The organism is Novosphingobium sp. 550D (assembly GCF_057401885.1).
In genome coordinates, this window is the sequence record NZ_CM171613.1 from 826177 (window position 1) to 841344 (window position 15168).

Annotated in this window: 7 protein-coding genes and 2 pseudogenes; 3 read left to right on the top strand and 6 right to left on the bottom strand. The window is 61.2% G+C overall.

Annotated elements, in window-relative coordinates; all coding sequences use genetic code 11:
- Window positions 1-66: 66 nt before the first annotated feature.
- Both AC2S2E_RS03985 and AC2S2E_RS03990 read right to left on the bottom strand, forming a co-directional pair.
- On the bottom strand, window positions 67-999 hold the full coding sequence (locus tag AC2S2E_RS03985; protein WP_486524543.1) for an IS5 family transposase: 933 nt from the start codon (window positions 997-999) through the stop codon (window positions 67-69).
- 288 nt (window positions 1000-1287) lie between these two features.
- Complete coding sequence (locus AC2S2E_RS03990) at window positions 1288-2361, bottom strand: hypothetical protein (protein WP_486523781.1); 1074 nt, start codon at window positions 2359-2361, stop codon at window positions 1288-1290.
- Between the two features lie 453 nt (window positions 2362-2814).
- Here AC2S2E_RS03990 and AC2S2E_RS03995 point away from each other — a divergent pair, with 453 nt between their 5' ends.
- A complete protein-coding gene (locus AC2S2E_RS03995) occupies window positions 2815-9099 on the top strand; it encodes a hypothetical protein (RefSeq protein ID WP_486523782.1) in 6285 nt (2094 codons plus the stop codon).
- A 30-nt stretch (window positions 9100-9129) separates the two neighbouring features.
- Here AC2S2E_RS03995 and AC2S2E_RS04000 read toward each other — a convergent pair whose 3' ends face one another.
- Together AC2S2E_RS04000 and AC2S2E_RS04005 are read right to left on the bottom strand one after the other, a co-directional pair.
- Window positions 9130-9252, bottom strand: a complete 123-nt coding sequence (locus AC2S2E_RS04000) for a hypothetical protein (RefSeq protein WP_486523783.1) — start codon at window positions 9250-9252, stop codon at window positions 9130-9132.
- 566 nt (window positions 9253-9818) lie between these two features.
- Window positions 9819-10817: an IS110 family RNA-guided transposase gene (locus tag AC2S2E_RS04005; protein WP_486523784.1), complete on the bottom strand. Its 999-nt coding sequence runs from the start codon at window positions 10815-10817 to the stop codon at window positions 9819-9821.
- Window positions 10818-10884: 67 nt separating this feature from the next.
- Here AC2S2E_RS04005 and AC2S2E_RS04010 point away from each other — a divergent pair.
- Window positions 10885-11259 (top strand): annotated as a pseudogene (locus AC2S2E_RS04010) (transposase); the annotation flags it as partial.
- 240 nt (window positions 11260-11499) lie between these two features.
- On the opposite strand, the gene AC2S2E_RS04015 reads toward AC2S2E_RS04010, so the two are convergent.
- Complete coding sequence (locus AC2S2E_RS04015; protein WP_066531508.1) at window positions 11500-12531, bottom strand: IS110 family RNA-guided transposase; 1032 nt, start codon at window positions 12529-12531, stop codon at window positions 11500-11502.
- 72 nt (window positions 12532-12603) lie between these two features.
- Here AC2S2E_RS04015 and AC2S2E_RS04020 point away from each other — a divergent pair.
- Window positions 12604-13614, top strand: a pseudogene (locus AC2S2E_RS04020) (IS3 family transposase); the annotation flags it as partial.
- 322 nt (window positions 13615-13936) lie between these two features.
- Here AC2S2E_RS04020 and AC2S2E_RS04025 read toward each other — a convergent pair.
- On the bottom strand, window positions 13937-14968 hold the full coding sequence (locus AC2S2E_RS04025; RefSeq protein ID WP_486523589.1) for an IS110 family RNA-guided transposase: 1032 nt from the start codon (window positions 14966-14968) through the stop codon (window positions 13937-13939).
- Window positions 14969-15168: the final 200 nt, after the last annotated feature.

The window sequence follows — 15168 nt, forward strand, 5'->3', positions numbered from 1 at the left end:
TGACAGTTTCGATCGGCTTTGTTGCATAACGTCTGGAATGTATAAACTTATGATTACATATAATTATTATGAAATTCGCACGGTGTTCGGCATTCCGATTTGCGAGAAGCGATTGAGGATTGCAGCACGGACTTTGAGTTCGGTGACCTGACGCTCGAAGGTGCGCGCGGCGACGCGCTGGCCGAGCAGCTTGAAGCAGTGCATCTTGGTCTCGACCAGACTGCGTCGATGGTAGCCGCTCCACTTCTTCCAGATGGTTCTGCCCAGTCGTTTCATCGCGCGCAGTGTCTCGTTGCGCGCCTCGACGCCAGGGTCGTCCCTGGTCCAGGCCTTTGCGTTGCGGCGAACCGGGATGACCGGATCGGCACCGCGCGCATCGATGGCCGCGTGGCAGCCTCTGGTGTCATAGGCGCCATCGCCGCCAACAGTGACAATGGCCTCATCCTCGGGGATCTGCGCCAACAGATCTGGCAGCGTCTGGCCATCGCCAACGGCATTGCTCGTGACCTCGATCGCCCGGATGTCGAAGGTTTCCGCGTCGATGCCGATGTGTACCTTGCGCCACTGGCGGCGGTAGGAAACACCGTGTTTGCGAGCCTTCCATTCACCCTCACCGATCATCTTGATCCCGGTGCTGTCGACCAGCAGGTGTAGACCGCCTGCGCTGGGCCTGCCGCCCAGATCGACCGGCAAGCTCTTCTGGCGTCGGCACAGCGTCGTATAATCCGGTGCCGGCCAGTCCAGACCAGCCAGCTTGGGCAGGCTCTGGGCCAGACCCGTCACCTGCCGCAGCGGGAGTTGGCACAACCCTTTCAGCGTAAGGCAGAACTCGATCGCTTGGGGTGAAAACCGCAACGGCCGACCGGGCCGACCATCGGGCGCCGCAAACCAGTCTATCCCTGGGTCGAACCACACATCCAGCGAACCTCGCCGCTTCAGCGCTGCATTATACTCGGGCCAATTGGTCGTGCGATACTTCGCAGGTGTCGGTCGGGGCATGCCGCCCATCTATGACATCCGATTCCTCAAGGGAATCCATCACCTTGTTATGCAACAAAGCCCATGACCGCATCCGATCGCATGCCGGCGCCGTTCCAATAGCGCTTGCGCGACAGGGGGCATCCACTCCATCAATTCTCGGCGCTACTCAACAGGATCACATGAGCGAGGATTTCGCGCAGGAAACGCTCAAGACCGTTACCAACTGGGGCCGCTATGCCGAGATACTTACCGGTCACGAGGACAAGGATCTGTTCAGTCTGGACGACCCGTAATAATGGCGGGCAATCATAAACAGATCGGTTCAACCTTTCCATTTATATACAATTGATCGAGGCCTGATTTTTCGACATTGTCCAAACGGATGCTGTTAATGATCGAATGCATGCGCTCAATCCGGTCGCAGGCATTGGCAATCATCGTCGCATTGGCAAGCCATTTGCCGTCAAAGATCAGGCCGCCATCCACATCCTTGACCGATCCCAGCATTTTCATCACCGCAATGCGCCGCCATGCTGTGGTGGGACTGATGGGCAGAATATCGCAGAGCGCCTTGAAATACACCGGCTTGCGCAAGTCCATCGGCGGAATCTTGTCCGGCGCTGCATAGGCAAAGGCCAGTTCGGGATGATAGGTCACATCGCGAATATTGCCTGCGGTGATGGCTGCGGCCAGCAGCAACCCGGTCCAGTCGGTAAACAATCCCTGCATGCCTTCAACCGACAGCAGATGCAGATCGAGGGCGGCCAGCTTGATTGACCTTTGCGGGCCTTGCCGATCAGAGAATTCGGGTCGGGACAATTTGGCAAAGACAAACAGGTCTTCCATCAACGTGATTGCGATGTCGTTCATTTCGGCCAGATAGGCTTGAACATCGGGCCGCTCGATGATGGTGCTGTTAAGAGCGGCGCCTTCCTCGCGCAGTTCGGCCAGTCCGAGATCGACAAGGCGATGAAGCGCCCGCCGCATTGTCTCATAGGGGCGGTGAAACGAGCGCGCCATGGCGCGGATGGCGATCGGGCGCCCGCCCTGAGCAAATCCGCCTTGAGCCGATCCGTGCAGAAGCGATTGCGGAAAGGCCCGCCCGGTTTCGGCCAGAAGCGCGACAAAGGCATTGCCGCCCATATGATCCTGTCCGACAAGGCGGGACAGGGCAACCACGCTGCACAATTGCATTTCGGTCAGCAGGCGTATGACCAGCCGATAAGTTTTGAGCGTATTCTGCCGGATGCCAAACGCATTGGCGGTCGCGAGTGTTTGCCCATCATGCGGATTGAGAAATTCTTTGGCGATGACATCGATGCGCGCATGGGGAAGCTTTGAAATTTCGGTCAGCGACCATGGAAAGCGGAGCGATTGCAAAGCAATTCATCCTTTTGAACACGCCGTAAAACGGCAAATGAAGGCGCCGTGAAAGAGGTGCGGCGCGCAGTGGCAGATGGAGGAGGCAAGGGGCAAAGGCTTTTTTTCGCACCATTTCAAAATGAGCCAACTTGCTCTGGCCTGCGCGCACCGCCTGACTGTAACGAGGGCCAAATTTGCGAATTGCATTCGTTTAGTGGGGCTTAGATTGAAAATATGACGCTTAAACCATCGGGCATGTGGCTCCAGGGCATGCTGTCATAAGCTGAAGCGCGGCTTCCCCCTGTCTTTTGCGGTCAGGCCGGGATCCGCGATTGCACATTATCGCCACCGCCATGTCGCCGCCTCTCGTGAAAGGCTGCGGATGATGGCGGCTGTGCGCCACGCGCCGCGTCCATTCAAGATCGCTCCTCAATTCTTTTCAATAGTTTCGACGACATCAGGGGCTCATCCGTGAAAAAGAACATCGTATTTTTGCAGTCCGCATCCATTCTGGCTATTAGCCTGCTGCCCCTTGGCGCTTCTGCCCGGGCCGCCGACAGCACAGGCACGACCATCGTCGATGGTCAGGGCGGCACCGGCGCGATTGTCACCGGCACCGCCACCGTGGGCAACAGCAGCCAGATCACCGTCTATACCAATTTCAGCACGGTGGGCGGTTCGGGCAGCGGCGGCGGCGGCGGGCTTGGCGGGGTGTTCTTCGTCAACAGCGGCGCCAATCTGACGCTCAGCAATGTGGAATTGACCGGCAATACCGCGACCGGCGGCACGGGCGGGGTCGGCAACGCAGGCGGTTCGATGAACAACCTGTCCAATATCACCACCTCGGTTCTCAATGGCGCGGCGGGCGGCAATGCCTCGTCCGAATATGCCGATAACAATGGCACGAATGGCGGCCCCGGCTATGCGGGCCATGCCGGTCTGGCCGCCGCGCTTGGCATTGGCGGCAGCGGGGGCAAGGGCGGCAACGGGTCGGATGGCTCGACATCCTCCACCGACATTGTCATTTCGGCCCTGACGGCGGCCTATAATCTTGTGACGGCGGCAACCACCACGGCGCGCGATAGCGCCTTTGCCGCGCTGGCCTCGCAATTTGGCATTCTGGCGGCAACGGCGGCGGCCGGGGCCAATGTCGGCGGGCCGACCACGGCCAACCTTTCCGCCGGCCTTACGGGCATTGCCGCCACGCTGACCGAAATGGCCGCCGCCGAAGCATCGCAGGCGACCAACGATGCCGCGCAAGCCGCAGCTCAGGCAGTTTATCAGATCAAGCAGACCTTCGACGCCTATACCTCGGGCGCATCGGGCAATGGCGGCAATGGCGGTATCGGTGGCAAGGGCGCCGCGGGCAGCAGCTTTTACGGCGGCGGCACGGGCGGCAATGGCGGTAATGGCGGCAATGCGGCGGCCCCGCTTGGCACCGACGGCGGTGGCATTGGCGGCGACGGCGGCGATGGCGGCAATGGCGGCGCGGGCGGATTTGGCGCGGGCGGCGGCTCCGGCGGATCGGGCGGCACCGGCGGCTCCTCGGCCGATGGCAGCAATGTGGGCGGCGCGACCGGATCGGACGGTTCGGGCGGTTCGGGCGGCTTTGGCGGTGGCGTGGGGTCAAGCGGCACCACCGACAATGGCTCGGGCGGCGGCGGCGGCTCGGGCTATGGCGGCGCGATCTTTGTACGCAACGGCGGTTCGTTGACGGTGACGGGCGATTCGCTGTTCCGCAACAATGCCGTGATGGCCGGTTCGTCGGAAAATGGCGGCGCGGCGGGCGATGCCGCAGGCAGCGACATCTTCATGATGAAAGGCAGCACGGTCACGCTGGCCCCCGGCGCGGGCCACACAATCCGCATCGAAGGCACCATTGCCGACGACAGCGCGTCGAGCATCAGCAGCGCTTCCTATGCCTCGGGCAATGGCGCGGATCTGCACATCACCGGCGGCGGCCTTGTGCAACTGGTGGGCGCCAACACCTATTCGGGCAAGACCTATATCGAAGGCGCCACGCTTCAGGCCGACGATGGCGTGGGCATCAACGCCAACAGCCATGTTCAGTTCAACGGCAGCAGCACGATCGGCTCGAACCTGTCGAACGACACCGCCGGCGTGTGGCTGACCTCGGGCACTATCGAGCGGCGCATCGGTTCGCTTTCCACCCAGATTTCGTGGTCGGGCAGCGGCGGCTTTGCCGCAGGCGATGCTGGGCTGGTGCTCAATTTCGGGGCGATCAACAATGGCTCGACGCGTCAGGAACTGACCTGGAATTCGGGCGGCTTCGTTACCGCCGATTCGACGCTGCTGTTCGGTTCCGATTATGGCACGGGCGCGGTGACGTTGCTCAACAACGTCAACCTCAACGGACTGAACGGCCGGATCGCGGTCTATGACAACACCGCCGTTGCCACCGATTACGCCGTGATGGCGGGCCGGTGGACCAATGGCACGCTGGAAATCAACGACACCGGATACAGCGGCACCGCCTATTTCACGGCACAGAACAGCCTGTCCGGCCTGACGGTGCACAATAGCGTGGTCAGCACCAGCTATAATGGCGCAATCGGCCGGATGATGGACGCCACCAATGGCGGCTATCTGACCATCACGGGCGGCGAGGTCGATCTGTATGCGGCCGAGAAGTTCACCACGGTGGCAGTTTCGCAGGGCGGCGCGCTCAATGCCTATGGCGCGGTCACGGCGGGCGATGTCACCAACAATGGCTCGGTCAATCTGGCCTCGACCTCGGCGCTGGGCAATGTGGTCAATGCAGGCTCGCTCTATCTGGGCGGGGCCAGCACCGCAGGCAGCGTGACCAACCAGGCGGGCGGCACGATCACCACGGGCAGCAGCCTGACCGCCTCGGGCGCGGTGAACAATGCTTACGGCGCGACTTTCAATCTGGGCGGCGATCTGACCTCGGCCTCGACCGTCACCAATGACGGGCTGATGGTCATTCTGGGCAATGGCACGGGCGCAAATGAAACGGCCGCGGCCCGCACCATCACCACCACCGGTTTTCAGGACCCCACCGGCGTCCTGCAACTGGGCAGCACGTCCGGCCTCATCGCCAACACGCTGACCATCAACCAGTCGGGCAACAGCACCTATTCGGGCACGATCATCGGCGCAGGCTCGCTGGTCAAGACCGGCGCGGGCACGTTGAACCTTCAGGGCGCCAACACGTTCACCGGCGGCCTGAGCGTCAACGCCGGGACGATCGACACCACCGGCGGCGGCACCTTTGCCGATACGCTGGCGGTTTCGGTGGCGCATGGTGCAAACTTCATTGTGGGCACCGATGACATCATCGGCGCGGTGACCAATGCGGGCACGGTGCTGCTCACCGCGGCTTCGCAAATGAGCAGCCTGACCAACAGCGGTTTGCTCAACGCCAATTCCGTCTCGTCTGAACTGGCCTCGCTTTATGTGACCGGATCGACCGTCAACACCGGCACGATCAACTTTGCCACCAACGTATTGGGCGTCCTCAACGATCTGACCAGCAGCGGGACGGTCAATCAGGCGCTTGGCGGTTCGCTCTATGCAACCTCGATCGACAATAGCGGCGCGTTCAACAGCCTTGGCGCGGTAACGGTGTCGGGTTCGGTCAACAATCGCGCGGCCGGGACGATGACGCTGGGTGCGGCCTCCAGCCTGAACATCGGCGGCGATCTGACCAATGCTGGAACGGTGAACGAGCAGGGCAACCTGCATGTCACGGGCAATCTGAACAACAGCGGCCAGTTGACCGATGCCACCGCGCTTTCCATCGGCGGCAATGCCACCAACAGCGGCACGCTCAATGCAGGCAGCGATGTGTCGGTGGGCGGAAACCTCGACAACAGCGGCCTGTGGACGGGCGCCGCCACGCTTTATGTCGGCGGCAATGCGGCCAACACCGGCACGCTCTGGACAGCAGGCAGCGTGCAGGTGAACGGCGGCCTGAACAACAGCGGCGTGATGGTTGACGGCGGCACGCTCTATGTCGGGGGCGATGCCACCAACAGCAACATCCTGACCACAAGCGGCAATGTGCGCGTCAGCGGCAATCTGGACAATGGCGGTCATTTCACCGATGGCGGCTCGCTCTCGGTGGGCGGCAATGCCAGCAATGGCGGCACGCTCTCTACGGCCGGCTATGTGCAGGTTGATGGAAATCTCGATAATAGCGGTCACCTGACCGATGGCGGCGCGCTCTATGTCGGCGGCAATGCCACCAACAGCGGCGCGATCACCACGGGCGGCAATGTCAGCGTGACGGGCAACCTGAACAGCAGCGGCACGCTGAGCGATGCCGGTACGCTCTATGTTGGCGGCGATGCGGTCAACAGCGGCGCGCTGTCCACCGGCGGCAACAGCCAGATCACCGGCAGCCTGACCAACAGCGGCCAGTTCGCCAATGCCGGTACGCTTTATGTCGGCGGCAATGCGGCGAACAGCGGCACGCTGAACGTGGCGGGCGATACGGGCGTGGTCGGCAATCTGACCAACAGCGGCACGATCGGCGTGACCGGCAATATGGCGGTCAATGGCTCCTATACGCAAAACGCCGGTTCGCTCACCGTCAGCGGCAATCTGGCCACCGGCTCGCTTTCGGGCGCGGGCGGTGCGATCCATCTGGCCAATGGCTCGGTCTATACGCTGAACCAGACGACCGATGGCACCTATGCCGGGTCGATTTCGGGCGCGGGCTCTTCGCTGGTCAAGACCGGCAGCGCCACGTTGACGCTGGCGGGCGCGGCGGGCAGCTTTGCCACCTCGTATCTGGACATTGAGGCGGGCAAGATCGCGGTCAATGGCGCGGGCATTCTGGACAGCGCGCTGGCGGTGAATGTGGCCAGCAATGCGGCGCTGGTCTTGCTGGCGGGCAATCAGACGATCAACAATCTGACCGGCACCGGCCTGATCGACCTGGGCAGCAACACCTTGTCGCTGGCCAATGGCGGCAATTTCTACGGCACGATCTCCAGCACCGGCACTGTCAAGGTGACCTCGGGCACCTTCTCGCTGGGCAATACGATCAATGCCACGGGCGGCGCGTTTGAAATGCAGTCGGGCACCACGCTCAACATCCTGAGCGGCGGCACGCTCAACGCCAAGTCGCTGCTGGTCAGCGGCAGCTTGCTGAACCTGCTGGGCACGGTCAACACCGGATCGACGCAGGTCAACAATGGCGGCACGCTGCATCTGGGCAATAGCGATGGTTCGGTGGGCGGCACGCTATTGTCGGACACGGTTCTGGTGAACGGCGGCAGCACCCTGAGCGGCGTTGGCGCGATCACCGGCTCGGTCACGGTCGGCGGCGCCAGCGCGGGCACGCTCAGCCCCGGCAATTCGCCCGGCGTGCTGACCATGACCAATCTGACGCTGGGCAATCTGTCCACCGCCCAGATGGAAATTCAGGGCAATGCGGGCGCGGGCCTTTCGGCGGCGGCCGGCGGCTACGATCAGGTCATCGTTTCGGGCAAGCTGGCCATTGCGAACGGGGCAACCCTTTCGATCAACAATGCCAACACGTTCGAACTGGGCCTTGGCCAGAAGGTGCAGATCTTCAAGTTCGCGCCGGGCGCGGTTTCGGGCTATTTCGGCACCGTGACCAGCCAGTTCGACAAGGCGGTGGCCTATAATATCGCCACCGGCACCGTGGTGGGCCTTGGCAACTATACCGCCTCGACCTTTGAAGCGGCGGCGGCCAAGACGGCCAATCAGGCCGCGATGCTCAACCAGATCCGCGTCAATTCGAATGGCGGGGTCAGCCAGTATTACGGCGGCCGCCTGGTCGAATATCTGACCGGCGCGATGGCATCGGGCGCGTCCACGGCGCAGGTCTTTGCCAAGGCATCGCCCGAGGCCTATGTCGGCCTGATCGATCAGGTGAAAACCTCGGTCCTCAACAATCTGCTCGATCTGAACGGTGCGAATATCGACAAGACCTCGCATTACTATCTGACCGGGTCATATGGCACCGACAATACGCGCAACGATCATCAGGATGGCTATGCCGACTATCGCGTCGTCAATGACCATTTCAACATTGGCGCGGCGGCCCAATGGGCGCCGGGCATGATCCAGATCTCGTATGCGCGCAGCAATGGCCATGTGACTTCGGATCTGATGAATAGCCGCCTACGGGGCGACCAATATTCGGCCGGGGGCGTGATCCCCTTCGCCCTGAAGGGGCAACTGCGCATGATCGGTCGAGTGTCCTATGGCGAGTATAACCTGAACGGCTCGCGCGTCACCAATGCCGGAACCGCCGGGTTCAGCCATGTCCGCGGGCATGCCACGGTCTATGGCGGCGGTGTGGAATATTTCCGCGCCACCAAGAGCCCGCTCTCGATCGACGCCTCGCTTGAACTGTTGGGTGTGAACAGCGCGGTGAACGGCTTTACCGAAAGCGGCGTCGATGTGCTGGATAACCTGTCGGTCCGCCGCCAGAGCCAGAACTATGCGATGCTCAAGGGTCAGGTGAAGCTGGGCTATCAGGTGGTACCGGCGATCCGCCTGTTCGCCTCGGTCGGGCTGGATCAGGACCTTTCGCATGCCATGCGGCTGGTTTCGGCCAATGTCGCCGTGGAGGATGTGATCATGACGGTGGCCAATCCCGGCATGGCCTCGACCCGGTTCAAGGGCGGCCTTGGGGTTCAGGCGCGCCTGAACCCGGCGATCACGTGGAGCACGGATGGCTATCTGGGCACGATGACGGCGGCAGGCGTCAGGAGCAGCCTGACGTTCCGTTTCTGACCCGATGATGAGGGCTTGAGCGCTTTGGGTTCAACCAGAAGCGCTCAAGCTGCTGATTTCGGCGCGCATCTGCCGCAGGTCCAGCCCCAGCCGCTTGGCCCGGTAATAGAAGGTCTTGCGGGGAATGCCCAGAAGAGCGATGGCGCGCGTCATTTCGCCCCCGCTTACCTATCCGCCGCTTTCACAATCCGCGCCATGTGTCCTCCATGGCGTGCCAGCACGCGTCAGCCGCAGGACATCCTGTCCACAATGAAACGCACAAATCTGCCAAAGAGGACAAGGTGTGTCGTGCGGCTTTCGGTGACCAAAAGCCCGCCCACCCCTTTCTCCCCCAAGCGGGCGATTCGCTCCGCTAGGCAAATCGACAGAATGAAACCTGCGTCGTGTTCGGCGTCAGCACCTATGGCCCAGAAAAGGGGTTGCGGATAATGGAGGGATTGGGTCTCGTCGAAGTGACGTAAGGAACGAATCTATGGACGCCTCCTGCGCAAGGCGATTTTTCGATCGTACGAACGGCTTACTATGCGTGAATCTATCCGGCCTCTGTTTGGAGCGATAGAACTCCGGGCCATGATGGGAATCCGCGTTCTTCAATGCCTTTTAAGATGAGCGGCCTGTGATGGCCATCGTTCCTTGCAGGCTGTGAAGGGGCGGCGCTTGCCGTTGCACCATCAATTTCTCACCTCGCACATTGTCACTGCCGGAGCAGCAAATCCCAATCAAGCCATTTGAAAATTCTTCTCGGTACGCAGCATCGCCCAAGCCATGCGGACAGTCTTGTTGGCCATGGCGACGGCTGTTTTGTTGTGACCAGCGCGCGCGAGCAGTTCTTGCGCCCATTTGGCGAGCCGATCATTGCGCCTGGCAATTGTGAGCAGCACAGCTCGTGCTCCGTGGATCAGCTGTCGCCGAAGATAATGACTGGCCTTCTTGCCAATTCCACCGAGCCTGGGCTTGCCGCCGGTGGTGTATTGGCGGGGAACCAAACCGACCCAAGCCGCCATCGCCCGACCAGAAGAAAAATGCCGACCATCATCGACGGCTGCAACGAGCGCGGTTGCTATCACAGGACCAACGCCTGGGAGTGTCGCCAGGCGACGGCACTGCTCATTGTCGCGACAAATGGCGACGAGCTTTCGGTCAAGATCGGCCACTCGCTCATCGAGCGCGCGGAATTCGCTGATCAAGGCTGAGAACAGATCGGAGGCGAGTTCGGTCAATGGCGCACTGGCCACCGTCTCGGTAATTTGCTTTCGGAATCTGAAGGCACCTGCTGAAAGCACGACGCCATACTCGCCAAGCAAGCCTCGAATGTGGTTGATCAGCGCGGTGCGTTCACAAACAACCCGGTCTCGCATCCGATGAAGCATTTGCAAATCCTGCTGGGCGAGTGTCTTGACCGGCACAAAGCGCATCGTGGGACGAGACGCAGCTTCATAAATCGCTTCGGCATCAACAGCGTCGTTCTTGGCGCCCTTCACGAATGGTTTGACGAAACGTGGGTGGATCAGGCGAATGGTACAGCCATAGGCCTCAAGCGCACGCCCCCAGTGGTGGGCGCTGGCACATGCTTCCATGGCCACAATTGCCGGATCCAGGCGCTTTACAGCGTCCAGGAATTTTGCCCTGCTCAGCTTTCGGGAGATGATCTCGCCATCTTCTGTAATGCCGTGAATGTGGAATGACTGTTTTCCAAGGTCGACTGCCAAAAGTTGCATAACACCGACTCCTTGCTTTGAGGCCAGCTACGATCTCTGAGGTTGCAGGAGGCGTCCATCCCATAAGATGAGACCCAATCCCTCCGGCCCAAAATCGGCTGCCAAGCCCACCAAGAAGCCCGCCGAGGCGGTGGTGAAGGATATTCGCCGCGCAACGCGTCGGCATTTCTCGGCTGAAGACAAAATCAGGATCGTGCTTGAAGGCCTGCGCGGCGAGGAGAGTATCGCCGAACTGTGCCGCCGTGAGGGCATCGCCCAGAGCGTGTATTATTCCTGGTCGAAGGAATTCCTTGAGGCCGGCAAGCGCCGTCTGGCGGGGGATACGGCCCGCGCTGCCACCAGTGACGAGGTCAAGGATCTGCGCCGCGAAACGCTGGCCCTGAAGGAATGCGTCGCCGATCTGACGCTCGAGAACCGCCTGCTCAAAAAACGTATGGCCCGCCCCGTCTGCAAGGGGGATTTTGAAGTGTTCTGATCAGTCTGCGTCAACGTATGCGGTCTCATGGGTGACCCCATGGCCAAGATGGACATCCGCACGTCTGGAGCCACAATAAAGACGCCGGCAACGAGTGCCATTTTTTTGGCCGGGCTTTCCAGACGCCGATCGACTGTCAGGCCATCTTCACGATCCTTCCTGCAAACATCGTTGGCCTATGCACGAAGATGCGTGCGGCCGATCCGGTTATGCCGCGACTGGGTAGCCGCGTTCGAACGTCGCGTCCTTGCGCAAGGCCGCCCATGCGATCCGCGCCAGCTTGTTGGCCAGCGCGACGACGATAGCATTGCGGTGGACTCCTCGCTCGATCATTCCTGTCAACCAGCGCCCCAACGGGGTCTCGCTTCGCGCCAGCGACGGCAATGCTGCTCGGGCACCGTGGATGAGCAAGGTGCGCAAGTAGGTGTTGCCTCGCTTGGAGATGCCGAGCAGCCGCGGCTTGCCGCCGGTAGTATGCTGACGGGGCACCAGACCGAGCCAGGCACCCAGGTCTCGGGCTTTGGCAAAGCTGCTGGCATCGCCCACGGCTGCAATCAGGGCAGTTGCGTTCAGCACCCCGACGCCGGGGATGGATGTGAGCCGCCGGGCAGCCGCGTCATTGCGCGCCAGCTCGACAAACTCGCCGTTCAGCGCTTCCACCCTGGTATCGAGTTCGCGCCATTCGGCACGCAGTTCGGCCACCAACTGGCGCAGACGCGGTGACAAGGTCGTATCCTCATCGGCCAGCAGGGCATCGATGCCGAGTTCCAGCTTGCGCCGCCCAACCGGGAAAATGGTCCCGCGCTCCAGCAGGATCGCCCGCAACTGGTTGGTCAGGCTCCTGCGCTCAGCCACCAGGCGCGAGCGAACCCGGTGGAGCGTCTGGATGTCCAACTGCTCCTGGGTCTTGAGTTCGACGAAGCGCATCGTTGGACGCGAGGCGGCCTCCGCGATCCCCTCGGCGTCGCGGTCATCGTTCTTCTGTGCTTTGACATACGGCCGTACGTACTCCGGCGACATCAGCCGGATCTCATGTCCGTGCGCGGCGAACAGGCGCCCCAGATAATGGGCACCGCAACATGCCTCCATCGCGACCACGCACACAGGAAGCTTGGCAACGTAGTCGACCAGCGTCTGGCGGCGCATCGACCTGCGTACGACGACAGCTCCCGCCGCATCCACGCCAACCACACTGCAGGCATTCTTGCCCAAATCAACGCCAAGGATCACAATAGACATCGGTCCGCTCCTTTCCTCTTCAAGCACCAGCATCATATCCGATGCCGGGGAAAAGGGGCGGGCCATCCCATAAAGCATGATCGCGGATGGGGGCGACCAAGAATGAGGTATCCCGCCGCTGAGAAGCTCGAGATTATCCGCCTTGTCGAGCAGTCCCATCTGCCCACCCGCCAGACGCTGGACAAGCTGGGGATCCCCCGCCGCACTTTTGCCCGCTGGTATGCCCGCTACGTCGATGGCGGGCCCGAGGCGCTGGAAGATAAACCCTCGGCGCCCAGCCGGGTGTGGAACCGGCTGCCTGACGATGTCCGCAAGCAGATCATCGACATGGCCCTGGAAAACAGTGAACTCTCACCCCGCGAGCTGGCCACCAAATTTACCGATGAGAAGCAGTACTTTATCTGCGAAGCCACGGTCTATCGTCTGCTCAAGGCACAGGATCTGATCGCCAGTCCGGCCTACATCGTCATCAAGGCCCGCGACGAGTTCCACACCAAGACAGCCCGGCCGAATGAAATGTGGCAAACCGATTTTACCTATTTCAAGCTGATCGGTTGGGGCTGGGTTTACCTCTCGACCGTGCTCGACGACTATTCCCGCTACATCATCTCGTGGAAGCTGTGCACCACGATGACGGCGGGTGACGTCACCGACACGCTGGACCTGGCGCTCGCCGCCTCGGGCTGTGACAGCGCCACTGTGCTGCACATGCCGCGTCTGCTGTCAGACAACGGCCCAAGCTATGTTGCGGGCGAACTGGCCGCCTATATCGAGGCGCAATCCATGAGCCATGTGCGCGGCGCGCCCTTCCACCCGCAAACCCAGGGCAAGATCGAGCGCTGGCACCAAACCTTGAAAAACCGCATCCTGCTGGAGAATTACTACCTGCCCGGCGACCTCGAAGCCCAGATCGAGGCCTTCATCGAGCACTACAACCACCAGCGTTATCACGAGAGCCTGGGCAATGTGACGCCTGCCGATGCCTACTTCGGGCGCGATCGGCAGATCCATGCCCAACGCGCTGCCATCAAGAAGCAGACCATCGAACATCGCCGCTTGCAACACCGCAAGCTCGCCGCCTAAAACCCAACCCCAGACGAGGCCCTATCTTCGTTACCGACACGCCAAATTTGCGCCAAATGTTCTCTGTGGACGCCCCAGCGAACGCAAGCGGTAATTTGGGTATAGACTGCACTTGATCGGATGCTGCCATCTGTCCGGCCTCGTGATGCAGTATGGAATGCTGCGGGCCAGTATGGGAGTTCGCGGATCGGATCCAGATCAGACGAGCGTGCTCTAGGCACGAGAACATTTCCTGGTTTTCCGACGCCGTCTTGCCGACTGTTGTGCCATACCCTCCTTCGACCGCTTGTCGTCCTCCGACGACCTCTGATGGCCGTCCGGCTTACGCCGCCGCTGCCATCGGAGCTCTGTAATCCTCGTTCTTCATGAGCAGCGCCCAAATTATACGCGCCGTCTTGTTGGCCTGTGCGACTGTCACCAGCATGCGCGGCTTGCGCGCCAGCATACTGGCGAGCCATGATCCTTCAGGCGCCCCGCGCCTGCTTGCATGCAGGACTACTGAACTGCTGCCGATGATCAGCAATCGCCGCAGGGTGCGTTCGCCCATCTTGGATGTTCGGCCCAGCTTGGTCTTTCCGCCCGATGATTTCTGCAAGGGTGTGAGCCCGAGCCAGGCAGCAAAGTCACGGCCGCGTTTGAATGTTTGCGCTGCCGGTGCCAATGCCGCGATTGCTGTCGCCGCAATCGGCCCGATGCCTGGAATGGTCATCAGCCGGCGAGCCACCTCATCCTCACGGGCACGCCGAGCAATCTCCTTGTCGAGGTCTGCAATCTGACAATCGAGTTTTTCGAGCATGTTGAGCATAACCCGAAACATCTCCCGCGCTGCATTCGGCAGTGACGCACCGACCTCGTCTTCAATCAACTCGCCCAGCATTGTCACCCAAGAAGGACCTTTCGGTGCCACCCAACCGTACTCAGCCATGTGCCCGCGGATCGCATTGATCGTCTGTGTGCGCTGCCCGACCAGCAGGTCGCGCGTGCGGAATACCAACGCTGAGGCCTGCTGCTCCTCGCTCTTGACCGTTACAAATCGCATGTTCGGCCGCTGCACCGCTTCGCAGATCGCTTCGGCATCGGCTGCATCGTTTTTGTGACGCTTTACAAAGGGCTTAACATAGGCCGGCGGGATCAGCCTCACCTCATGGCCCATGCCTATCAACTCACGGGCCCAGTGATGCGCCCCGCCACAAGCCTCCAGCGCCACGAGGCACTTCGGTTGCTTGGAGAAAAATTCCAGCACCTTGCCGCGTGCAATCCGCTGGCTGAAAACTTGGCGGCCCGCAGCATCAGCGCCGTGCGCCTGAAAGACATTCTTTGCGATATCCAACCCGATCGTGATAACATCTGTCATGGACGCCTCCTTCTCATAGGTGTTCTCCAACACCTACCTTGGCACATAGATGCCGTCGGGGGGCGTCCACCCCATCAGACGACGGACAGATATCACTTCCCCAGCGGCTCACATCGTTCTCATCGCCCGCCGCCTCTATGCAGGCGAGTAAGCGAATGGCTGTCTGTCGTTCGCTTGCAACAGCTATTTCTGTCACTTCA

Coding starts and splice junctions, on each gene's coding strand:
- AC2S2E_RS03985 (WP_486524543.1), bottom strand. CDS start 999: ATGCCCCGACCGACACCTGCGAAGTATCGCACGACCAATTGGCCCGAG.
- AC2S2E_RS04000 (WP_486523783.1), bottom strand. CDS start 9,252: ATGACGCGCGCCATCGCTCTTCTGGGCATTCCCCGCAAGACCTTCTAT.
- AC2S2E_RS04005 (WP_486523784.1), bottom strand. CDS start 10,817: ATGCAACTTTTGGCAGTCGACCTTGGAAAACAGTCATTCCACATTCAC.
- AC2S2E_RS04015 (WP_066531508.1), bottom strand. CDS start 12,531: ATGTCTATTGTGATCCTTGGCGTTGATTTGGGCAAGAATGCCTGCAGT.
- AC2S2E_RS04025 (WP_486523589.1), bottom strand. CDS start 14,968: ATGACAGATGTTATCACGATCGGGTTGGATATCGCAAAGAATGTCTTT.